The sequence below is a fragment of the Streptomyces sp. NBC_01717 genome (assembly GCF_036248255.1).
GTDB lineage: Bacteria > Actinomycetota > Actinomycetes > Streptomycetales > Streptomycetaceae > Streptomyces.
The window spans coordinates 7,372,352-7,393,791 of sequence record NZ_CP109178.1 but is presented as its reverse complement, the minus strand read 5'-3'; the positions used below and the strand labels follow the sequence as shown (position 1 = coordinate 7,393,791).

General features: G+C 71.1%; 19 protein-coding genes. 10 read left to right on the top strand and 9 right to left on the bottom strand.

The window, feature by feature from the left end; translation table 11 throughout:
- Positions 1-78 precede the first annotated feature (78 nt).
- The 6 genes from OHB49_RS33440 (at position 79) to OHB49_RS33415 (ending at position 5,778) form a co-directional block, all read left to right on the top strand.
- Complete coding sequence (locus tag OHB49_RS33440; protein ID WP_329164673.1) at positions 79-723, top strand: fasciclin domain-containing protein; 645 nt, start codon at positions 79-81, stop codon at positions 721-723.
- A 188-nt stretch (positions 724-911) separates the two neighbouring features.
- Positions 912-1,772: a hypothetical protein gene (locus OHB49_RS33435; protein WP_329164672.1), complete on the top strand. Its 861-nt coding sequence runs from the start codon at positions 912-914 to the stop codon at positions 1,770-1,772.
- The gene (locus tag OHB49_RS33430) at positions 1,772-2,791 is read left to right on the top strand and encodes an isopenicillin N synthase family dioxygenase (RefSeq protein ID WP_329164671.1); all 1,020 of its coding nucleotides are present in this window, start codon (positions 1,772-1,774) and stop codon (positions 2,789-2,791) included. Before OHB49_RS33435 ends, OHB49_RS33430 begins: the two co-directional genes overlap by 1 nt.
- Positions 2,792-2,835: 44 nt before the next feature.
- Positions 2,836-4,368: an amino acid permease gene (locus OHB49_RS33425; RefSeq protein WP_329164669.1), complete on the top strand. Its 1,533-nt coding sequence runs from the start codon at positions 2,836-2,838 to the stop codon at positions 4,366-4,368.
- A 4-nt stretch (positions 4,369-4,372) separates the two neighbouring features.
- Positions 4,373-5,224, top strand: coding sequence for an ADP-ribosylglycohydrolase family protein (locus tag OHB49_RS33420; RefSeq protein ID WP_329164667.1), 852 nt, complete (start codon positions 4,373-4,375; stop codon positions 5,222-5,224).
- Between the two features lie 116 nt (positions 5,225-5,340).
- Positions 5,341-5,778, top strand: a complete 438-nt coding sequence (locus OHB49_RS33415) for an SPW repeat protein (protein WP_078852584.1) — start codon at positions 5,341-5,343, stop codon at positions 5,776-5,778.
- Between the two features lie 179 nt (positions 5,779-5,957).
- Here the strand turns inward: OHB49_RS33415 and OHB49_RS33410 are convergent, their stop codons facing one another.
- A complete protein-coding gene (locus tag OHB49_RS33410; RefSeq protein WP_030968524.1) occupies positions 5,958-6,590 on the bottom strand; it encodes a TetR/AcrR family transcriptional regulator in 633 nt (210 codons plus the stop codon).
- A gap of 200 nt (positions 6,591-6,790) precedes the next feature.
- Here OHB49_RS33410 and OHB49_RS33405 point away from each other — a divergent pair, with 200 nt between their 5' ends.
- The 4 genes from OHB49_RS33405 to atzF are packed head-to-tail and all read left to right on the top strand — an operon-like array spanning position 6,791 to position 13,415.
- Positions 6,791-7,609 (top strand): urea amidolyase associated protein UAAP1, encoded by an 819-nt coding sequence (locus OHB49_RS33405; RefSeq protein ID WP_329164666.1) that lies wholly within the window; start codon positions 6,791-6,793, stop codon positions 7,607-7,609.
- Entirely contained in the window at positions 7,606-8,241 is a 636-nt protein-coding gene (locus tag OHB49_RS33400; RefSeq protein ID WP_313936437.1) for an urea amidolyase associated protein UAAP2, read from the top strand. Before OHB49_RS33405 ends, OHB49_RS33400 begins: the two co-directional genes overlap by 4 nt.
- A complete protein-coding gene (locus tag OHB49_RS33395) occupies positions 8,238-11,762 on the top strand; it encodes a 5-oxoprolinase/urea amidolyase family protein (protein WP_329164665.1) in 3,525 nt (1,174 codons plus the stop codon). The genes OHB49_RS33400 and OHB49_RS33395 overlap by 4 nt, the downstream gene beginning before the upstream one ends.
- A gap of 9 nt (positions 11,763-11,771) precedes the next feature.
- Positions 11,772-13,415, top strand: a complete 1,644-nt coding sequence (atzF, locus tag OHB49_RS33390; RefSeq protein ID WP_329164664.1) for an allophanate hydrolase — start codon at positions 11,772-11,774, stop codon at positions 13,413-13,415.
- Between the two features lie 134 nt (positions 13,416-13,549).
- Here the strand turns inward: atzF and OHB49_RS33385 are convergent, their stop codons facing one another.
- The 8 genes from OHB49_RS33385 to OHB49_RS33350 form a co-directional block, all read right to left on the bottom strand.
- A complete protein-coding gene (locus tag OHB49_RS33385; RefSeq protein WP_329164663.1) occupies positions 13,550-16,381 on the bottom strand; it encodes a DEAD/DEAH box helicase in 2,832 nt (943 codons plus the stop codon).
- Positions 16,382-16,431: 50 nt separating this feature from the next.
- Positions 16,432-17,322 carry a diacylglycerol kinase gene (locus OHB49_RS33380; protein ID WP_030968510.1) on the bottom strand — a complete coding sequence of 297 codons (891 nt, stop codon included), beginning with the start codon at positions 17,320-17,322 and terminating at the stop codon, positions 16,432-16,434.
- 18 nt (positions 17,323-17,340) lie between these two features.
- On the bottom strand, positions 17,341-18,291 hold the full coding sequence (tatC, locus tag OHB49_RS33375; RefSeq protein WP_030968508.1) for a twin-arginine translocase subunit TatC: 951 nt from the start codon (positions 18,289-18,291) through the stop codon (positions 17,341-17,343).
- 62 nt (positions 18,292-18,353) lie between these two features.
- Complete coding sequence (gene tatA, locus OHB49_RS33370) at positions 18,354-18,644, bottom strand: Sec-independent protein translocase subunit TatA (protein WP_030918467.1); 291 nt, start codon at positions 18,642-18,644, stop codon at positions 18,354-18,356.
- A 241-nt stretch (positions 18,645-18,885) separates the two neighbouring features.
- Positions 18,886-19,083 (bottom strand): hypothetical protein, encoded by a 198-nt coding sequence (locus OHB49_RS33365; RefSeq protein WP_030968505.1) that lies wholly within the window; start codon positions 19,081-19,083, stop codon positions 18,886-18,888.
- A gap of 43 nt (positions 19,084-19,126) precedes the next feature.
- Complete coding sequence (locus OHB49_RS33360; protein ID WP_329164661.1) at positions 19,127-19,396, bottom strand: hypothetical protein; 270 nt, start codon at positions 19,394-19,396, stop codon at positions 19,127-19,129.
- Positions 19,397-19,414: 18 nt separating this feature from the next.
- Positions 19,415-20,371, bottom strand: a complete 957-nt coding sequence (locus tag OHB49_RS33355) for a helix-turn-helix transcriptional regulator (protein WP_030968501.1) — start codon at positions 20,369-20,371, stop codon at positions 19,415-19,417.
- Positions 20,372-20,384: 13 nt separating this feature from the next.
- Positions 20,385-21,338 (bottom strand): helix-turn-helix transcriptional regulator, encoded by a 954-nt coding sequence (locus OHB49_RS33350; RefSeq protein WP_030968499.1) that lies wholly within the window; start codon positions 21,336-21,338, stop codon positions 20,385-20,387.
- Positions 21,339-21,440: the final 102 nt, after the last annotated feature.

The following is a 21,440-nucleotide window of genomic DNA, read 5'->3' as shown; positions in this document are numbered from 1 at the left end:
CCCCCACACGCAGCCGCATTCACTTCTTCGTTCCCACCCGTCTCGCGCGCCTCGCGCATCTCTCCCCAGGAGAATCACATGCCCCCTCTGCACCTTCGCCGTGCCGCCGTCGCCGTCTCCGCCGCCGCGCTTCTGCCGCTGGCCCTGACGGCCTGCTCCAGCGATTCCAAGGACTCCTCGTCCGGCTCCACCGCAAGCGCGGCCAAGACATCGCCGTCGGCCGCGGCGAGCGACTCGATGGATATGAACGAGGCGTTCGGACCGGCCTGTTCGTCCGTGCCGAAGGACGGTGCGGGCAGCTTCGCAGGTATGGCGAAGGACCCGGTCGCCACGGCAGCCTCGCACAACCCGGCGCTCTCCACGCTGGTCGCCGCGGTGAAGAAGGCCGGTCTGGTCGACACCCTCAACAACGCGCAGAACATCACCGTGTTCGCCCCGACCGATGACGCGTTCGCCAAGATCCCGCAGGCCGACCTGGACAAGCTGCTGGCGGACAAGGAGCAGCTCACCAAGGTCCTGACGTATCACGTGGTGGGGCGGAAGCTGGCGCCGCAGCAGCTGGACAAGGGGTCCTTCGCCACGCTGGCCAAGAGCGAGCTGACGACCTCCGGCTCGGGCCTGGCGTACACGGTGAACGACAACTCGAAGGTCGTCTGCGGCAATGTCCCGACCGCCAACGCCACGGTGTACATCGTCGACACCGTGCTGATGCCCCCGCAGTAGCGCCACAAGGTCGCCATCGGCCGGCCGGGGCTGCGTCACCGCCCCGGCCGGTCTCTGCCGTGCCCGACCACAGTGAGCACTTCGGCGCCGCACGGACACGGCCGTGTCATTCAGCGGAAACAGGCTCTCCCTAATTTCTGTCATCCGACAGGAATGCGGCTCCGGCCGCTGCGCCGCAAGGGGCCGCCATGTCCGCGAAGCCGCACGCCCTCCCGCCGTCCGTCCCCGAACTGACCGGTGTCTGGCACCGTTCGCTGCTCGTCGACGCGGACGGGCGCCGGGACACCACCACTGCCGTGACCTGGGTGCAGGGCCCTGCCCGGTACGCGGATCTGCGGCAGCCCGCGAACCACCCCCGCCACCCCGGCGTCACCTCCCTGTCCGACCTCCGTTTCGAGGAACTTCTGGGGCTCACCCGCCAGGAGGCCTTCGCGGGGCGGCTGCGGCAGCGCTCCGACGTGTTCCACTGGGCCCGAACCCTCGACTTCGGGCCCGTCGGACTCCCGGACGCCGGGCGGCTGCGCCGCGAGGGCGCCGTGCTCGTCGAGACGGGCGTACACGTCGCATACCTCGAACACTGGCGCCCGGTGCGCAGCGCCGGACCGTCCGCCGCCGTCGAGCTGTTCGATCCGGAGACCGGCTGCACGGGGCTGCTGATCCGGGCCGGCGACCGGTTCGCCCAGGTGCGCGACCGCGCCGAACCGCTGCCCGCCGATGCCTCGCTGGCCGAACTGGTACGCGGCGCCGCCGACATCGGCCGGGCCCGTGCCCTCCTCGACTTCGAGCTCTCCCTCGGGCGGATCGACCACGGCCGGTGGACCGTCGAGCGCTCGACGCTGCCCCACCGTGTGGGCGCCGTACCGGCCCCGGCGCTCGACGGCTGCGCGGGACTGGTGGTGAACGACGCGCGGCCCGACGGCACCTCGTACACCCGGGCCTTCGAGATCACCGCCGCCGAGGGACTCCTCGCCGCGCTCCACTCCACCGCAACCACTGCCCTCGCCGCATCCGCGACCGCGTCCGCGCCCGCACCGGAAGGCCTCCGCTGATGTCCCCGACCTCCTTCACCGAGCTACCGGTCGTGGACATCACGGCCCTGCGCGTCGGCCCGCCCGAGGAACGCGCCCGCGCCGTGGCCGAGTTGGGCCGCGCCGCCCGCGAGACCGGCTTCCTCTACCTCTCGGGTCATGGCATCGACCCCGCGCTCTTCGACCGGCTGCTCGACGCCGCGAAGGCGTTCTTCGCCCGGCCCGTCGAGGAGAAGATGGCCTGCTGGATCGGGAAGTCGTCCAACCATCGCGGTTACGTCCCCGAGGGCGAGGAAGTCTTCGCCGGCGCCACCGCCGACCGCAAGGAGGCCTTCGACCTCTCCCTCGAACTCCCCGACGCCACAGGTCCGTTGCTCGGCCCCAACCAGTGGCCGGCAGTGTCCGGGTTCCGTGAGCCGGTCACCGCCTGGTACGACGCCGTCCTCGCCCTGGGCCACACCCTGTTCGGGGGTTTCGCCGAGGCGCTCGGTCTGCCCCGGGACGCGTTCGCCCCGTATCTCACCCGGCCCACCAGCCAGCTCCGGCTGATCCACTACCCGTACGACCCGACAGCGGAGGACCGCCCCGGCATCGGCGCCCACACCGACTACGAATGCTTCACCCTGCTGCGCCCCACCGCCCCCGGTCTGGAGGTGATGAACGGCGCCGGCGAGTGGATCGACGCACCGCCGCTCGACGACTGCTTCGTCGTCAACACCGGTGATCTGCTGGAGCTCTGGACCAACGGCGAGTTCGCCGCCACCTCCCACCGGGTCCGCAAGGTCACCGAGGAGCGCTACTCCTTCCCGCTGTTCTGCACAGTCGACTACGACACGACCATCGCTCCGCTGCCCGCCTTCACCGGTCCCGGCCGGCCCGCGCGCCCCGGGGTCGTCGCCGGCGAACACCTCTACGCGCAGACCGTCCAGACCTTCCGCTATCTCGGGCGGCGGCTGGCCGACGGCGAGACAGCGCTGCCCGCGGGGGCCCTACCCCTCTCCTCGTTCGGCCAGGAAGCCCGCCACGCCCCTCGTTCCTGAACTCCGTCCGTTTCCCCTCCTCGCCCCTGAGAGCAGGTGCTGCCATGTCCGTCACCGCGCCCACCGACGTACTCCCCGATCCACCCGTCCCCGCCGAATCGGGCCCTCTCCTGCAGGAGTTCGGCTACCGCCAGGAGCTCCACCGCAGCCTCGGCCGCTACGCCTCTTTCGCCGCGGGCTTCTCGTTCATCTCGGTGCTGACGACGGTCTTCCAGTTCTTCGCCGTCGGCTACTCCTTCGGCGGCCCGGTCTTCTTCTGGGCGTGGCCCGCAGTGCTGATCGGCCAGCTGCTCGTCGCCGCCTGCTTCGCCGAACTCGCCGCCCGCTACCCGATATCCGGCGCGATCTATCAGTGGTCGTCGCGGCTGTCCAACCTGACCTTCGGCTGGTTCGCGGGCTGGATCATGGTCATCGGCCAGATCGTGGTGGTCGCCGCGGCCGCGCTGGCCCTGCAGATGGTCATGCCGCCCATCTGGTCGGGGTTCCAGCTGATCGGCGGCGACCCGGCTCCGCTGTCCCCGACGGGTGCCACGAACGCGGCGCTGCTCGGCACCATCCTGCTGGTCCTCACCACGCTGGTGAACATCGTCGACAACCGCGTGATGTCGATCATCAACCGGATCGGTGTCACCGCCGAGATCATCGGCGCCGCGCTGATCGTTGTGCTGCTCCTCACCCACTCGGAACGCACCCCGTCCGTCACCTTCCACACCGGTGGCGCCGGGACGGGAGTGTTCGGCGCGCTGCTGGTGGGTTCGTTCACGGCCGCGTACGTCATGATCGGCTTCGACAGTGCGGGCGAGATGAGCGAGGAGACCCGCGACCCGCGCCGTACCGCGCCTCGCACCATCCTCTCCGCCCTGGGCGCCGCCGGTCTGCTCGGCGGACTGCTGGTGCTGGGCGGGCTGCTGGCGGCGCCCAGCCTGACCGACGGTCATCTCGCCGTCGACGGCATGAGTTACGTGCTGACCAGCAGTCTCGGCGACGGAGTCGGCCGGGTGCTCCTGGTCGACGTGGTGATCGCCATCGCCGTGGCGACCCTCGCCGTGCAGACGGCGGCCTGCCGGATGCTGTTCTCGATGGCCCGCGACGGCCAGCTGCCGTGCTCCGCCCTGCTGTCCAAGGTAAACGCGCGTACCGGAATGCCGACCGCCCCGGCAGTCGTCGTGGGCGTGCTCTCGGCGGTCCTGCTGCTGCTCAACTTCGCGTCGCCCGACGCGTTCCTGGCGATCGGCACCACCTGCATAGTGATGCTGTACCTGGCGTACTCGATGGTGACGGGCCCGCTGCTGGTCCGCCGGCTGCGCGGTACGTTCGCCGCTCGGACGGACGCCGTGGACGAGACGGGCCGGCCGCTGTTCTCACTGGGCCGCTGGGGCATTGCCGTCAACGCGCTCGCGCTGCTGTACGGGCTGGTGATGACCGTCAATCTCGCCTGGCCGCGGGCCGCGGTGTACGACCCCGCGGGCGGGCACTGGTACTTCCAGTGGTTCACGGTCCTGTTCCTGACCGCGACGGTCCTGGTGGGCGCGGCATATCGGGTGTACCGGAGCAGGTCGTCGGTCTCCCTACGCTGACTCCATGGACCAGGGGAGCAGGCAGGACCGGGTGGTGGGCGCCGTCGTCGGATCGGCGGTCGGGGACGCGCTCGGGGCGCCGTTCGAGTTCGGTCCTGCGGGTGTGTACACGACCCGGTTCCCGGAGGGCGTCGGAGCGATGTGCGGGGGCGGTGGCTGGGATCCGGGCGAGGCGACGGACGACACCCAGATGGCCGTCCTGGTCGGTGAGTCCCTGCTGGAGCGGGACGGCCTCGACCTCGCCGACATGTTCGGCAGGTTCCGGCGGTGGGCGGCGGGCGAGCCGAAGGACATCGGTCTGCAGACCGAGTACGTCCTGACGAGCGGCGATCCCTGGGATGTGGCCGCCGCACTCCACTTCCAGGTCGAGGGGCGTGCGGCGGGCAACGGTTCGCTGATGCGGGCGGCGACCTCCGCCGTGTACTTCGCACGGGCCGACGGCCCGGAGCCGGCGGCGCGGGCGGCGACGATGGACGCCGCCCTCCCGGGCGCCCTGGCCGCCGTACACGACGACCAGCGCGAACGCTGGGCGTCGGTCCTCACCCCCGACTGGCACCCCGGCCTGGCGACGGAGTTCAACGGGGCGGTGTGGCCGTGCCTGGGCACCGCGGTGTGGGCGCTGCGTACGACACATACCTTCGAGGCCGCGCTGGCGGCCGCCATCGACGTGGGCGGGGACACCGACACGGTCGCGGCCGTCACCGGCGGCCTGGCCGGGGCGGTGCACGGGAGGGGGGCGATCCCGTCGCGCTGGACGGAGCCGCTGCATGTCCCGCTGCCGGGGTTCGGGGACCGGGTCCTGCGAACGGCACAGCTGACGGCCCTGGCCCGCAACCTGGATTCGCACCGTTCCTAGGGGACGAAACATGCACATAAGGCCCAGATAAGCGCAGAATGGTGGGAGGAGGCGCCTACCGCACTTCACCCTCACCCTCCGCGGTCGGGCCTGCAGGATCGAAGGAGACGACTCTCATGTCCAACGTCTCACACACCCGCGCTGACATAACCAGTCACCCGGATGTTTCCGAAATGCGGGAACGCTATGCCCGCATGCTCGGTGGTCGCGATGTGGCACTCGTGGACGGACCGGTGTTCCTCGTCGGCCTCTACTGCGCCATCTCGCCCTGGGTGCTCCACTTCACCGCGAGCCAACCCACACTCGTGCAGCACAACCTGATCATGGGGATCGCGATCGCGGTGCTGGGACTCGGGTTCACCGTGATGCCGGCCCGGATGTACGGCCTGAGCTGGGCCATCTGCGCCATGGGCATCTGGATGATCCTGTCGCCGTGGATCGTCGGCAGCAGCCCCGACATGGGCGTCATCCTCAACAACGTCATCATCGGCGGTCTGGCGCTGGTGCTCGGGCTGATCTGCGTCGGTGCCTCGATGAAGAGCAGTCGGACCTAGCACCTGCCCGGCGGATCGCCGCCGGGACGAACGGAGGACGGAAAGCCGTCGGCCGGTCCGCACCGAGCGGGCCGGCCGAGGCGTGCCCCGTCCGCACCGCGCGTGCCGGCCGGGCGCCGGGCCGACCGAGGCATGGTCCGCCGCAACGGCACACACCCCCTGGCCGGGCGGGCAGGTCCTCAGTCGGACCGCGCCCCCACAATTCTCAGCGCCGCATCCGCCGTCGCCGCGGCGAACGCGGCCACCGGCCGTTCCGGCCCCGAACGCCGGACCAGGATCACACCCTCGATGAGTCCGAAGACCAGATCGGTACGGAGGGCCAGCTCCTCCTCGTCCAGCGCCGCCCCCGCCCGGGTCGCCGCCAGCAGCGTCCCGTACGCCTCCTTCAGCTCGTCCCGCACCCGGTGGAAGCCGGCGAACCGCTCGGCCCGCACCTCGGGCAGTACGTACAGGGCGCCCAGGTTGTACGGCCCGCCGCACAGCAACGCCACGTCGGAGCGACAGAGTTCCCACAGCCGGTCCTCGGCGGCCGTCGCATCGTCGGCGAGCAGCTTCCCGGCCAGCGCCAACGACGGAGTGACCGTGGATTCCAGGAGCTCCGCCAGGAGGTCCTCCTTGCCCGCGACGTAGTGGTACATCGTCGCCTGCCGCATGCCTGCCCGTTCCGCGACGGCCCGGGTGGTGGTCGCGGCATACCCGCGGGTGGTGAACAGCTCGGCGGCGGCAGTCAGCAGCTCTTCGCGCGCGGACAGTCCGCTGTCCGCGCGCTGCTGGGCGCGCGGCCGGCCGACCCGTCTCCCGGTGGTGGACATGGGCCGATCGTCGCACATCCGTGCCCGACCCGATCTTGGTGAGCACTCGGTAACTCCCGTGCAACGGACGGGCAATGGCCCCGACTCGCCCGCGTCCTAATTTCTGTCACGCGACAGAAATAAGCGACGGAAATGCACCACAGAGGTGCGCGACAGCAGTGCGCGATCGACACAGGCACGTCGAGCCGGAGGGTCCAGCCATGGCGACAGCGACGACACACGGAGCCCGGGACCACGCCCGCGCCCAGCACGGCATCCGTACCGAAACCATGCCGGTGGTACCCGCGAGCGACTGGCCCGCGGCCGTCCCCGGCACGCCGGTCTGGGCCGAGACCGTGGCAGGGGGCAACTACACCCACCGGGTACTCGCCCGCGGCACCGAGCTCCGGCTCACCGATCTCGCGGGGGACGCCTGCGCCCATCTGCTGCTGTACGTGGACGGGCGCCCCTGGGAGCGGCTCAACACCGCGGACACCGTCAAGGTCCAGTGGAACGCCTACCTCGGCGCCGACCGGCTGCTCCTCTCCGACCAGGGGCGGGTCCTCGCCTCGGTGGTCGCCGACGGCTCGGGCCGGCACGACGCCGTGTGCGGCACGTCGACCCTCGTACGCAACACGGAGCGGTACGGGGACGGCGCCCCGCAGTCGCCGTCCCCGGCGGGCCGGGAGCTGCTGAAGCTCGCTGCCGCGAAGAACGGGCTCGGGCCGCGCGATCTGCCGCCGTCGCTCTCCTTCTTCCAGGGTGTCGAGGTACGTGAGGACGGGGCCCTGGACTTCACCGGCTCCGCCGGGCCCGGCGCGTCGGTGACGCTCCGCGCCGAGCAGGACCTGACCGTGCTCATCGCCAACGTCCCGCATCCGCTGGACCCGCGCCCCGACTACGTCTGCACCCCGTTGGAGGTGCTGGCCTGGCGCGCCCGCCCGACCGCGCCCGGGGACCCGCTCTGGGACGCCACACCGGAGGGCCGCCGGGCCTTCCTCAACACGCTCGACTTCCTCACCGCCAGGGGGCTCGCATGACCGTCGCCACCACTGTCACCGGCACCGTCCGCAGCTCGGACGTGATCCCCGCGCGGGCCGCCTGGTCCGCCGTCGTCCGTGCCGGCGAACAGCTCACGCTGACCGATCTGCACGGCAATCAGGCCGTGGACTTCCTGGTGTACGACGCCCAGGACACCGCCGTCCGCTACAGCGCCCCGGACACCGTCCACGCACAGGGCAGCATCTTCCTCACCACCGGCAGCGTGCTGCTGTCCAACGAGCACACCCCGCTGATGACGGTCACCGAGGACACCTGCGGCCGCCACGACACGGTCGGCGGCGCCTGCTCCAAGGAGTCCAACACCCTGCGCTACGGGCACCACACCTGGTCGCAGCACGCCTGTGTGGACAACTTCCTCGCGGAGGGCGCCCGGCACGGGCTCGGCAAGCGCGATCTGGTCTCCAACATCAACTGGTACATGAACGTCCCCGTGGAGAAGGACGGCACGCTCGGCATCGTCGACGGCATCTCCGCCCCCGGTCTGCGGGTCACCCTGCGCGCCGAACGGGACGTCCTGGTCCTGGTCTCCAACTGCCCCCAGATCAACAACCCCTGCAACGGCTTCGACCCGACGGCCGTCGAAGCCACCATCGGTGAGGCCACCGCATGACGAATTTCGACACACTGCTGGTGGCCAACCGGGGCGAGATCGCGGTACGGATCATCCGCACCGCCCGCCGCCTCGGTCTCCGCACGGTCGCGGTCTTCTCCGACCCGGACCGCTCAGCGCCCCATGTCCGCCTCGCCGACACGGCGATACGGCTGGGTCCCGCGCCCGCCAAGGACTCGTACCTCGACGCCGACCTGGTCCTGAAGGCCGCCAAGGACACCGGGGCCGGAGCCATCCACCCCGGCTACGGCTTCCTCTCCGAGGACGCCGGGTTCGCCCGGCGCTGCGAGGACGCGGGGATCGTCTTCGTCGGCCCGACCGCCGAGCAGCTGGAGCTGTTCGGAGCGAAGCACACCGCTCGCGCGGCCGCCGAGGCCGCGGGCGTACCGCTCGCCCCCGGCACCGGGCTGCTCCCCGACCTGCCGTCGGCGGTGGCGGCGGCAGACCGCATCGGCTATCCCGTGATGCTCAAGGCGACCGGCGGTGGCGGCGGGATCGGCATGTCGTCATGTCGATCCGTCGACGAACTCGCCGACGCCTGGGAGCGGGTGCAGCGGGTCGCCGCCGCGTCCTTCTCCTCCGCCGGTGTCTTCCTCGAACGCCTCGTGGAGGACGCCCGCCATGTCGAGGTTCAGGTCTTCGGCGACGGCCGGGGCCGGGTGGTGACCTTCGGCGACCGCGACTGCTCCCTGCAGCGCCGCAACCAGAAGGTTTTGGAGGAAGCCCCCGCCCCGGGGCTGCCGCCGCACGTCCGTGAACAACTGGCCGCGTCCGCCCAGGATCTGTGCGCGGCGGTCGACTACCGCTCGGCGGGCACGGTGGAGTTCGTCTACGACGCGGCGCGCGCGGAGGCGTACTTCCTGGAGGTCAACACCCGCCTCCAGGTCGAACACCCGGTCACCGAGGAGATCTACGGCGTCGACCTCGTCGAGTGGATGCTGCGCCTCGCCCAGGGCGACACGGACGTCGTACGCGAACCGGATACGCCGCGCGGCCATGCCGTCGAGGCCCGGGTCTACGCCGAGGACCCGACCCGCGACCACCGCCCAGGCGCGGGCCTGCTGACCCGGGTCGCGTTCCCCGAGGGAGTCCGTGTCGACACCTGGGTCGAGACGGGGACGGAGGTGACGACGTCGTACGACCCGATGCTGGCGAAGGTCGTCGCGTACGGCACCGACCGCGCCGACGCCCTCGCACGGCTGGACACGGCACTCGCCGCCACCCGGATCGACGGCATCGAGACCAACCTCGGACTGGTACGGGCCGCTCTGGCCGATGACCGGGTCCACACCGCCACGCACTCCACGGCCACGCTCGCCACCGTCAGCGACCCGACCCCGCGCATCGAGGTGGTCTCCGGCGGCACCCTCACCACGGTGCAGGACTGGCCCGGCCGCACGGGCTACTGGCAGGTCGGCGTCCCGCCGTCGGGCCCGATGGACGACCTGTCGTTCCGCCTCGGCAACACCGCGCTCGGCAATGACGCGGGCGCACCCGGTCTCGAATGCACGCTCCAGGGCCCGGCCCTGCGGTTCACCCACCCGACCACGGTCTGTGTCACGGGCGCACCCGCCGCCGTGACGGTCGACGGCGAACCGGTCGCCCTGTGGGAACCCTTCACCGTCCCGGCGGGCTCCACACTCGCGGTCGGCGCACCGGACGGACACGGTCTGCGTACGTACGTCCTCTTCGCCGGCGGCGGCCTGGACGTGCCCGGCTTCCTAGGCAGCGCGGCGACCTTCACCCTCGGCGGCTTCGGCGGACACGGCGGCCGGGCCCTGCGCACGGGCGACGTCCTGCACGGCGGCGCGGCGCGTACCCCGAGCGCCCCCGTACCGGAGTCCGACCGTCCGCACATCGGTGGCAGCTGGCAGATAGGCGCGGCCGAAGGCCCGCACGCCGCACCGGAGTTCTTCACCGAGGAGGACATCCACGACTTCTACGCCGCCGACTGGAAGGTCCACTTCAACTCGGCCCGCACCGGTGTCCGGCTGGTCGGCCCCAAGCCGCGCTGGGCCCGCACCGACGGCGGCGAGGCCGGACTCCACCCCTCGAACATCCATGACACGCCGTACTCGGTGGGCGCCGTCGACTACACGGGAGACATGCCTGTGCTGCTCGGCCCCGACGGGCCGTCGCTGGGCGGCTTCGTCTGCCCGGCGACCGTGGTGACGGGCGAACGGTGGAAGCTGGGCCAGCTACGGCCCGGCGACACGGTCAGCTTCACACCGGTGACGATCACCGGCGAGCGGCGCCCGGACATCGTCGACGGCGGCATCCTGTACCGGAGCGACGATGTCACGTACCGCCGCAGCGGCGACGACAACGTGCTGGTCGAGTACGGCCCGATGCAGCTGGACCTGGCCCTGCGGATGCGGGTGCACGCCCTGATGGAGGCGCTGACCGCGGCGGCCGTACCCGGCATCACCGGCCTCACACCCGGCATCCGCTCGCTCCAGATCCAGACGGATCCGGAACTACTCCCCCAGCACCGGCTCCTGGCACTCCTCCACGCCACCGAGGCGGCGCTCCCGCCCACGGACGCTCTGACCGTGCCGTCGCGGACCGTGCATCTGCCGCTGTCCTGGGACGATCCGGCGACCCGCGAGGCCATCGCCCGCTATATGGCGGGGGTACGCGACGACGCCCCCTGGTGCCCGTGGAACATCGAGTTCATCCGCCGGGTCAACGGCCTGGACTCGGTCGACGACGTGTACCGCACGGTCTTCGACGCCGAGTATCTGGTGCTGGGGCTCGGCGACGTCTATCTGGGCGCACCGGTAGCCACCCCGCTCGACCCCCGGCACCGTCTGGTCACCACCAAGTACAACCCGGCCCGCACCTGGACGGCGGAGAACTCGGTCGGCATCGGCGGCGCCTATCTCTGCATCTACGGGATGGAGGGGCCGGGCGGTTACCAGTTCGTCGGGCGCACCACCCAGGTGTGGTCGGGGTGGCAGCAGCGCGGCGCTTTCGAGCCCGGCTCACCGTGGCTGCTGAGGTTCTTCGACCGGATCAAGTGGTACCCGGTGGAGGCGGACGAACTCCTGGAGCTCCGCGCGGACATCGCGTCGGGCCGGTTCGTACCGCGCATCGAGGAGGGCGAGTTCTCCCTGGCGCGGTACGAGAAGTTCCTGGCCGACAACGCCGACTCGATCGCCGGGTTCCGCACCCGTCAGGGCGCCGCCTTCTCGGCGGAACGGGACGCCTGGGAGGCGGCCGGCGAGTTCGCGCGGGCGGAGGCCGCCACGGAACCCGCGCCACCGGCGGCCGAAGTGACGGTGCCGTCGGGCGGCCGGCTGGTGGAGGCCGAGTTCGCGGCGTCGGTCTGGCAGCTGAACGTCGCCGCGGGCGACACGGTGACGGCGGGTCAGCCTCTTCTCGCACTGGAGGCGATGAAGATGGAGTCCCGGGTCCACGCCCCGGCGGACGGCATCGTCGTGGAGATCCTCACCCGGCCGGGTGCCCAGGTGGAACCGGGCACGGCACTGCTGGTCCTGGCCCCGCCCCCCACGAACTGAGGAGCACACATGACCACGTCCACACCCGTACTGGCCCGGGTCCGCGCCGCCCACGCCCGGATCGAGGCCGTCGACCGTCCGGAGATCTGGATCGACCTGCGCCCGCTGCCCGAGGTGGAGGCCGAGGCCGGAACCCTCGATGCCCGCGTGGCCGCGGGGGAACATCTCCCCCTCGCCGGCCGCTTGCTGGCCGTCAAGGGCAACATCGATGTCGCCGGCCTCCCCACCACCGCGGGCTGCCCTTCGTACGCGTACAAGCCGACGGCCGACGCCCCGGCCGTGGCCCGCCTCCGTGCGGCCGGAGCCCTGGTGATCGGCACGACCAACCTCGACCAGTTCGCCACGGGGCTGGTCGGCACCCGCTCCCCCTACGGAGCGGTCCGCCACGCCCATGACCCGTCGCGGATCAGCGGAGGCTCCAGCTCCGGTTCCGCGGTCGCCGTCGCGCTCGGCATCGCCGACCTGTCGCTCGGCACCGACACCGCGGGCTCCGGCCGGATCCCGGCCGCGTTCAACGGGATCGTGGGCCTGAAGCCGACCCGCGGCCTGGTCCCGACCGACGGTGTGGTCCCGGCCTGCGCAAGCCTGGACTGTGTCACCGTCTTCGCCCGTACGCTCCCCGAGGCCGAGCAGGCGCTCGCCCTGATGACCACGGCCACGCCGCGGTCCGCACCCGCCCGGACACCGGGTCCCTGGCGTATCGCGGTCCCGGCGACCGGACAGCTGGGCGAGCTGGACCCCGGCTGGGCGGAGGCGTACGAGGCAGCGGCCGTCCGCCTCCACGCGGCGGGCGCGCATCTGCAACCGGTGGACCTGGCCCCCTTCCTCGAAGCCGCAGCCCTGCTGTACGACGGAGCATTCGTGGCCGAGCGCTACACGGCGGTCGGCGCATTCGTCGACACCGCCCCCGCCGCCGATCTCGACCCCACCGTCGCCCACATCATCACGGCGGCCCGGGACATCCCGGCACACCGTCTGTTCGCCGACCGGGACCGGCTGGCGGTTCTGCGTGATGCCGCCATGGCGGCCCTCTCCGACGCCGACGCCCTTCTCCTGCCCACCGCACCGGGTCACCCCACGCTGGCGGAGGTGGCCGCGGACCCGCTGGGCGCCAACGCACGGCTGGGCCGGTTCACCAACTCCACCAACCTGTTCGGCCTGTGCGCGGTGGCCGCCCCGGCCGGCGACGTGGCCGGACACCCCTTCGGCGTGATGCTGATCGGCCCGGCCCACACGGATGAACGCCTGGCACGCATCACCGCGCTGCTGACCCCGCCCACCAGGCTGGTCGTCGCGGGCGCCCATCTGACGGGCCAGCCCCTGAACCCTCAACTCCTGTCCCTGGGTGCCCACTTGCTCCGCACGACGACCACGGCCCCGGTGTACCGCCTGCACGCCCTACGCACCGACCCGCCCAAGCCGGGCCTGGAACGGGTGGGCGAAGGCGGCGCTGAGATCGAGGTGGAAGTGTGGGAACTGCCCCCTGAGGGTCTGGGCCGCCTCACGGCGGAGCTCCCGTCCCCCATGGCACTGGGCCGGGTGGAACTCTCGGACGGCACAACCGCGCCCGGCTTCCTGTGCGAGCCCTACGCCCTGCGCAGCGCAACGGACATCACGGTGCACCGCGGCTGGCGCGGCTACCTCGACCACTGACCGGGAGCACGGTTGGCGCAGTACCGACCCCCGGCCCTCTCCCCGGACGGGCGGCCGATCCACCCGGCCCCACCCCGTCCGGTCAGTGATCCAGCCCTCCGGCGCTGAGGACCGGGGTCGGGGCAGAGGCCCCGTCACCCCACCGAGCTGTAAGCCACAACCCCCCGCAGCACCGCGTCCATCGCCTTGCGCGCATTGCGAGCCACGGAGCTTTCCCCGCCCCCCGGTACCGCAGCAGCGATCTGCCCCAGCACATCGATCACCTGCTTGCACCACCGTACGAAGTCCCCTGCCGGCATCTCCGCCTCGCGCAGCACCTCGTCCAGCGTCCGCCCCGACGCCCACATGTAGACCGCCCAGGCGAACCCGAGATCGGGCTCCCGCTGCCCGACCCCCTCCGCCTGGTTGATCTTGAAGTCCTCCTCCAGGGCATCGAGCCGCCCCCAGATGTGGACCATCTCGGCCATCGCCGTCTTCGCCGGCCCGGACGGCAGCTTCGGTGCCACCGCGTCGTCCGCCTGCCGCGCCTCGTACACCAGCGCCGACACACAGGCGGCGAGCTCCGCCGGGTTCAGCCCCTCCCACACACCGGCCCGGAGACACTCGCTCGCCAGCAGGTCCAGCTCGCCGTACAGCCGGGCCAGCCGCCGCCCGTGCTCGGTGACCTCGTTGCCCCGCAGATAGTCCAGCTCGGTGAGGAGCGCGACGATCCGGTCGAAGGTGCGGGCAATCGTGTTCGTCCGCCCCTCGATCCGCCGCTCCAGCTGCTTCGTGTCCCGCTGCAGGCGGTGGTACCGCTCCGCCCACCGCGCATGGTCCTCGCGCTCGGCGCACCCATGGCAGGGGTGCGCCCGCAGCTCGGCCCGGTAGCGGGCGATCTGCTGGTCGTCGGCGGCCTCGGCCCGGCCCCTGCGGTGCCGCTCCGGCACGATGTGCCCCGCCTTCGTCCGCAGCGCCGACGCCAGATCCCGCCTCGACTGCGGCGACCGCGGGTTGAAGGACTTGGGCACCCGCATCCGCTCCACGGCCTCGACCGGCACGGGGAAGTCGATCGCGGCGAGCCGCTTGACCTGTCGCTCGGAGGTCAGCACCAACGGCCGCGGCCCGTCGTTGTATTCGAGCCCCCGGTACCCGTTGACCCGCCCGGCCGGCAGCCCCGGGTCCAGCACGAGCGCCAGCCCGGCGAACTTCCCGGTCGGCACGTGGATGACGTCGCCCGGCTTCAGCTTCTCCAGGGACGCCGCAGCCGCCGCACGGCGCTGCGAAGCACCGTGCTTGGCGAGCTCCGTCTCCCGCTCCTTGAGGTCGCGGCGCAGCCGCGCGTACTCCTCGAAGTCACCGAGGTGGCAGGTCATGCCCTCGCGGTAACCCGCCAGGCCCTCCTCGTTCTTCTGCACCTGCCGGGAGATCCCGACGACCGACCGGTCGGCCTGGAACTGTGCGAACGAGGTCTCCAGCAGCTCGCGCGACCGGTGCCGCCCGAACTGGTGCACCAGGTTGACGGCCATGTTGTACGAGGGCCGGAAGCTGGACCGCAGCGGATAGGTGCGCGTACCCGCGAGTCCGGCCAGCGCCCCCGGGTCCATGCCGCGCTGCCACAGGACCACCGCATGGCCTTCGACATCGATCCCGCGCCGCCCGGCACGACCGGTCAGCTGGGTGTACTCGCCGGGGGTGATGTCCGCGTGCTGCTCGCCGTTCCACTTGACGAGCTTCTCCAACACCACGGAGCGCGCGGGCATGTTGATGCCGAGGGCGAGGGTCTCCGTCGCGAAGACGGCCTTGACCAGCCCGCGTACGAACAGCTCCTCGACGACCTCCTTGAAGGTCGGCAGCATGCCCGCGTGGTGGGCGGCGATACCCCGCTCCAGCCCTTCGAGCCATTCGTAGTAGCCGAGGACGTGGAGGTCCTCGCCGGGGATGGACGCGGTGCGCTCCTCGACGATCTCCCGCACCAGCCGGCGCCTGTCCTCGTCGTTGAGGCGCAGTCCGGCCTGCAGACACTGCTGCACGGCGGCCTCGCAGCCGGCCCGGCTGAAGATGAACGTGATCGCGGGCAGCAGCCCTTCCGCGTCCAGCCGGTCGATGACCTCGGGCCTGGACGGGGTCCAGATCCGGCTGCGCTGGCGCCGCTCGCGCTCGCGGTCCGCCTCGCGCACCATCTTTCCGCGGCGGCGCTCGCGCGGGTTGTACCCGCGCTGGTTCTCCATGCGGGCGAGCCGGACGAGGTCGGGGTTGACCTCGCGGCGGCCGGCGCCACGGCCGCCGTGGTCGGTCTCCTCCTCGAAGAGGTCGTACATCCGGCGGCCGGCCAGTACGTGCTGCCAGAGCGGCACGGGCCGGCTCTCGGCGACGATCACTTCGGTGTCGCCGCGGACGGTGTCCAGCCAGTCGCCGAACTCCTCGGCGTTGGACACGGTCGCCGAGAGCGACACCAGCGTCACCGAATCCGGCAGATGAATGATCACTTCCTCCCACACCGCGCCGCGGAAGCGGTCGGAGAGGTAGTGCACCTCGTCCATCACGACATGACCGAGGCCGCGGAGCGCCTGCGAGCCCGCGTACAGCATGTTCCGCAGCACTTCGGTGGTCATGACGACCACCGGGGCATCGGCGTTGACGCTGTTGTCGCCGGTCAGCAGGCCGACCTTGTCCGCGCCGTAGCGCTTGACCAGATCGGCGTACTTCTGGTTCGACAGGGCCTTGATGGGCGTGGTGTAGAAGCACTTGCGCCCCTGGCGGAGCGCGAGATGCACGGCGAACTCGCCGACGATCGTCTTGCCCGACCCCGTCGGGGCGGCGACCAGCACCCCCTTACCCGCTTCCAGGGCCTTGCATGCCTCTATCTGGAACGGGTCCAGATCGAACTCGTACATCTCGCGGAAGGGCGCGAGTGCCGTGGCCTGCTCGGCGGCGCGGATCCGGAATGCCTGGTATCGCTCAGCTGGTGAGAGGTCCTCTGTCATCTTGCTTACGAGCGTACCCGTCACCTCTGACAGTCAGCGCGATCTTTATTTCACTGTGCAAGAACCCTGACCGCAGCCGGCACGCACGTGGCGGTGAGCGGCAGCGCACCGAGCGGTTCGCCGTCCGCGTAGGCGGTGACGGAGGCGGCGGCCAGCTCGATCGACGAGACCCGGTGCACGGTGACCGCGGGGTGGTCGAGGTGCGTTCCCCGGTAGACCCGGGGAAACACCTTGAGCAGCGTCGTACGGCTGCAGTCGCCGACGACGGTCACGTCGAAGAGCCCGTCGTCCATGACGGCGTCCGCACAGATCCGCATGCCCCCGCCGTAGGTGGAGCCGTTGCCGACCGCGATGAGCGTCGCCTCGATCTCCTGGACCGGCCCGCCGTCGAGCCTGATGCGGTACGGGATCGTCCGGAACGCAGCGAGTTCGGCGAGGATCGCGAGGTCGTACTTGAACCGTCCGCCGACCCAGCGCATCCGGTTGCCCCGGTCGTTGACCCGGGAGTCGAAGCCGGAGGCGAGCACGGACCCGAACCACCGGTCGCCGACCCGGCCGAGGTCGATGTCCCTGATCGCCCCGCCCTTGAGCGCCTCGGCGGCGAGCCGGCCCGCAGCGGCCGGGTCCCGTATCGGCAGGCCGAGGGCGCGGGCGAAGTCGTTGCCGGTGCCGACGGCGATCACACCGAGCGGCGTCATGGTCCCGGCCACGGCCTGGAGGGCGAGGGACATCATGCCGTCCCCGCCCACGGCTATCAGTGCGCCGGTCCCGCCGTCGACTGCCTCACGGGCCCGCCGCAGCGCGTCGTCGGCGTCCTCGCCGAGGACCGTACGTACGGAGAATCCGGCGTCCCGCAATGCGGAAGCGGCCGGCTGCGCGGCGTGCGCGCCCCGGCCGCGTCCTGCGGTGGGATTGACGAAAAGGGTGATCTCGCTGGTCACCCGGGGGACCTTACAAGGTCAGGTGATGTCGTCGTAACCGTTCACCCGGTCACGGTCCGGCCCCGACTGCGCCGGCAGCGACCTGACGGACGAGACCGGTTCGATCTCACCGACGTCCTCCGGAGTGAGGTCCAGCTCCGACGCCTCGTCATCGGCGGGACCCTCCGCCGCGCGCTGTGCCTTGCGGCGGTCGTTGAGGAGCGACAGCGCCGTCGCGCAGAAGTACAGGACCCAGATCGGCCCGGCGAGCGCCAGCATGGTCAGCGGGTCCGTACTGGGCGTCGCCAGTGCGGCGAAGACCGTGATGCCCATGATCATGCCGCGCCACCAGCCGAGCATCCGCTTGCCCGTGATGACGCCACCGAGGTTGAGCATGACGAGCAGCAGGGGCAGCTCGAAGGAGAGCCCGAAGACCACCACCATGCGGGTGATCAGGTCCAGCAGGTCGTCGAGCGGCAGCTGGTTGTCCAGACCGGCCGGCGAGAAGTCCAGCAGGACCTTCGCCATCGTGGGCAGCGTCTTGTACGCGAAGAACCCACCGGCGAGGAAGAGCGGGAAGCCCGCGCCGACGAAGGCCAGCGAGTACTTCTTCTCGTGCCTGTGCAGCCCCGGGGCGATGAACGCCCAGAGCTGGTAGAGCCAGATCGGCGACGAAAGGACGACGCCTGCCATCAGGGAGACCTTGAGCGCAAGGGTGAACGGCGTCAGCAGACCGTTCAGGACGATGCGCGCACAGGTGCCGTCCTCCTTCTTGGCGAGTTCGGCGAAGCTCGAATCGCAACCGACCGCCTTCAGCACCGGGTCGGTGAAGAACTCGATGATCCCCTTGTAGAAGAACGCGGCGACGATCGTGACGACGACGATCGCCAGGAGAGCCTTCGCCAGCCGGTTGCGCAGCTCACGCAGGTGCTCCACCAAGGGCATGCGGCCCTCGGGGTCCGTCTCCTGTTTGCGGGCAGACTTGAGCAACCCACGTCCTCATCTCGTGCAGCAGGCCGTCACCGATCACGGCGCCTGCGTCGGCCCAGTTGTCAGCGGTTGGTCGAGTCGGTCGGCTCGGCGACCGGCCGCGAACTCGTCACATCGCCGGGTGCGGCCTTGATCGTGCGCGGGGCAGCCTGGTCCTGAGCGGGGTCGTGCGGCGGGTCGGCGGGGGTGGCCGACGGGTTGCCCTCCGACTTCATGGCCTTGGCCTCGCTCTTGAGGATGCGGGCCGACTTGCCGAGCGAGCGAGCCATGTCAGGAAGCTTCTTCGCGCCGAACAGCAGAACAATGACGACGAGGATCAGGATGATCTCGGGAGCGCCGAGCCTTCCGAACATATGCGTGTACCTTCTCACCGAGGCAGCAGGGGTGGGGCTGATCGAACGTCGGACAGACGTCCGATCTTCGTACTGTCAGCGATCGTATCCCGCAGGAGTAAACGCAGGGCAATACCCATGCATCCTTGCGATTACGGCCCACGCCTCGCTCTCAGGGCCGCCAGTGCAGCGTACCCTCCGATCCTGAGAAACTGGAGGCCGCGCCCTCCCCGATCGACCGGCCCGACCCGAAAGACCTGGTCTACCGGAGGGATTCACCGGTGGCTGCGAGGTCGGTGGCGGCCCGTTCGAGATCCTCGGCCGCCCGGTTGATGCGCTCAGTGGTGCGGGTCACCTGGTGCCCCAGGCGCTGGGCCTCGACGAAGACCTTGACGGCCAGCACGCCGAGGACGGCGATGCCGAGGAACCCCAGGGCGATGGCGAGCATGGGCCAGAACATGCGCAGAGCCTCGATATGTCTAGGTGGGCCGGTGTCCGGACCGCTACAGCCCGGCGTGGAGGCGGAGCGTCCGCACACCGCCGCCGGTCAGGAGCTCAATGATCCGCTCCCCGGCCGGCTTGCGGACAGCTGCTCCGCACTCGGGGCAGGTGAAGGAGTAGAACGTCGTACGGCGGCTGGCGCCGATGGCGAGGCGCAGGGCGCCCGCCGCGAGCTCGAAGCGCCCGCGACAGTCCGGGCAGGCGGCCCTGAACCGTACGGACTCGGGTACCACCACAGTCGAGATACCTGACACCACAGACATATTGCTCATATCTCCTCAGGTATCCGCTCAGGCCGGGCCGTCATAGGCCGCCAGCGCCGCCCGCGCCGCCTGCCGTGCGCTCTGCGCCAGCTCCTGCGGGGCGACGATGTGCCCTTCCCCGCCGAGCCGGAGCGCGAGCCTGCGCAGCGAGGCCGGATCGGGGGTGCGCAACGTGATCCGCAGTCCGCCGTCGGTCAGTTCCTCGGCGCTGTCGTGCGGGTAGTACTCGGCGACCCAGCGGCCACCGGGCCCCACCTCGATCACGACCTCGGGATCCTCGGCCGCCGGCTGCACCAGCCCCTCGGAGAGATCCCGCAGTTCCAGCTCCGGGGGCGCGGACGGCTCGTCCAGCAGCCGGATCTCGGCGACCCGGTCCAGCCGGAACGTGCGCCGGGCCTCGGAGAGCCGGCACCAGGCCTCCATGTACGTGTGCCCCACGGCGAACAGCCGGATCGGGTCCACCTCACGCTCGGTGAGCTCGTCGCGCGCGGGCGAGTAGTACCGCAGCCACAGCCTGCGCCGCTCGGAGATCGCCCGGTCGACATCGGCGAAGACGCCGCCCTCCGACTCGAAGGTGACCGAGAGCCGGGAGCTCGCCGCCGCCGCCTCACCGGCCGCCGTCTCCAGCTTGGCGGTGGCCCGCAGCAGCGCCTGCCGGTCGCTCTCCCGCAGCCCCGGCAGTGTGGCCACGGCGCGCGCGGCGACCAGCAGAGCCGTCGCCTCGTCGGCCGCGAGCCGCAGCGGCTCGGCCACGTCGTCCGGGTTGTGCCACCAGATCCGGTCGCCGTCGGTGTCGATGTCCAGCAGATCGCCGCCGCGGAAGCTCGTCCCGCACATGGGGAGCACATCCAGGTCCGAGATCAGCTCGTCCTCGGTGATCCCGAAAGCACGGGCGACGTCCTGCACATGGGCGCCGGGGCGCTCCCGCAGATACGTCACCAGGGACAGCATCCGGCGCGTCTGGTCGATCGCGTTCGTCGCCATGAATACGGTCCCTTCAGTCCTTGGCCACGGCGCGCAGCCGGTCCACCACATCGGCCCGCAGATCCGCGGGTTCCCGCACGACGACGTCCGGGCCGAACTCGACGAGCCAGGCGTCCAGACCGTGTCCGTACGGGATCTCCAACTCGTCCCAGCCGTCTCCGAGTTCCCGCACGGATATCGCGCGCGACCGCAGCGGGTAGCCGGAACCCGACCGCAGCCTGATCAGCGCGGTCCGGGTCGCCGTCTCCCCCGCCCAGCTCTCCACGGTCTCCCGGACGGTCACCACATCGGGCACCTCGGCGGTGAAGGCCCCGGCCCGCGAGCGGACCCGGCCGGTGATCCTGGACAGCCGGAACACCCGCTCGGCGGCACGGTCCCGGTCCCAGCCCGCCAGATACCAGTGCCCGCGCCAGCACTCCAGCGTCCAGGGCTCGACCTGGCGCTGCTCGGGCCGGGCGGCGTTGGCCTTGCGGTAGTCGAAGGTGACCGGACGGCGGTCGCGGCACGCCAGCATCAACGGCTCGAACGCGGTCTCATGCACCGGAATGCGGGGTTCGAGCGCGCTGTGCACCTCGTACGCGTCCTCGGCCTCCGGCATCCCCGCGGCCCGCAGCTTCTGCAGCGCACCGCTGGCCGCGCCGGCGAGCCGGGCCTGCTGCCAGACCTTCGCGGCCAGACCGAGCGCCGCGGCCTCCTCGGCGTCCAGCGTGATCGGCGGCAGCCGGTTGCTGTCCCGGCGGGCCAGATAGCCGGTGTCGCCGTCCAGGTTGTCCACGGTCTCGATGACCAGACCGAGCTCGCGCAGATCGTCCTTGTCGCGCTCGAACATCCGGTTGAAGGCGTCGTCGGAGCCCGCTTCCAGGTACGCCTCGATGGACCCGCGCAGCTCGCGCTTGCTGAGCGGGCGCCGGGTCCCCAGCAGGCACAGCGCCAGGTTCATCAGCCGCTCGGCCTTGGCAATGGCCATCGACGCCCCTTTTCTACTTGCTCTACGACGATCGACCGTACCGCTCCCGGGTGTCCGGACAAAAGCGAGGGCCTGCACCGGACGGAACGAGGGCCCGTGCAG

Bases quoted from the DNA above. Each gene is read 5' to 3' on its own strand.
- OHB49_RS33405 (WP_329164666.1), top strand. From the start codon at position 6,791: ATGGCGACAGCGACGACACACGGAGCCCGGGACCACGCCCGCGCCCAG.
- OHB49_RS33350 (WP_030968499.1), bottom strand. From the start codon at position 21,338: ATGGCCATTGCCAAGGCCGAGCGGCTGATGAACCTGGCGCTGTGCCTG.
- OHB49_RS33365 (WP_030968505.1), bottom strand. From the start codon at position 19,083: ATGTTCTGGCCCATGCTCGCCATCGCCCTGGGGTTCCTCGGCATCGCC.
- OHB49_RS33435 (WP_329164672.1), top strand. From the start codon at position 912: ATGTCCGCGAAGCCGCACGCCCTCCCGCCGTCCGTCCCCGAACTGACC.
- OHB49_RS33400 (WP_313936437.1), top strand. From the start codon at position 7,606: ATGACCGTCGCCACCACTGTCACCGGCACCGTCCGCAGCTCGGACGTG.
- OHB49_RS33420 (WP_329164667.1), top strand. From the start codon at position 4,373: ATGGACCAGGGGAGCAGGCAGGACCGGGTGGTGGGCGCCGTCGTCGGA.
- OHB49_RS33425 (WP_329164669.1), top strand. From the start codon at position 2,836: ATGTCCGTCACCGCGCCCACCGACGTACTCCCCGATCCACCCGTCCCC.
- OHB49_RS33385 (WP_329164663.1), bottom strand. From the start codon at position 16,381: ATGACAGAGGACCTCTCACCAGCTGAGCGATACCAGGCATTCCGGATC.
- OHB49_RS33360 (WP_329164661.1), bottom strand. From the start codon at position 19,396: ATGAGCAATATGTCTGTGGTGTCAGGTATCTCGACTGTGGTGGTACCC.
- OHB49_RS33395 (WP_329164665.1), top strand. From the start codon at position 8,238: ATGACGAATTTCGACACACTGCTGGTGGCCAACCGGGGCGAGATCGCG.
- OHB49_RS33430 (WP_329164671.1), top strand. From the start codon at position 1,772: ATGTCCCCGACCTCCTTCACCGAGCTACCGGTCGTGGACATCACGGCC.
- tatA (WP_030918467.1), bottom strand. From the start codon at position 18,644: ATGTTCGGAAGGCTCGGCGCTCCCGAGATCATCCTGATCCTCGTCGTC.
- atzF (WP_329164664.1), top strand. From the start codon at position 11,772: ATGACCACGTCCACACCCGTACTGGCCCGGGTCCGCGCCGCCCACGCC.
- OHB49_RS33440 (WP_329164673.1), top strand. From the start codon at position 79: ATGCCCCCTCTGCACCTTCGCCGTGCCGCCGTCGCCGTCTCCGCCGCC.
- OHB49_RS33415 (WP_078852584.1), top strand. From the start codon at position 5,341: ATGTCCAACGTCTCACACACCCGCGCTGACATAACCAGTCACCCGGAT.
- OHB49_RS33410 (WP_030968524.1), bottom strand. From the start codon at position 6,590: ATGTCCACCACCGGGAGACGGGTCGGCCGGCCGCGCGCCCAGCAGCGC.
- OHB49_RS33355 (WP_030968501.1), bottom strand. From the start codon at position 20,371: ATGGCGACGAACGCGATCGACCAGACGCGCCGGATGCTGTCCCTGGTG.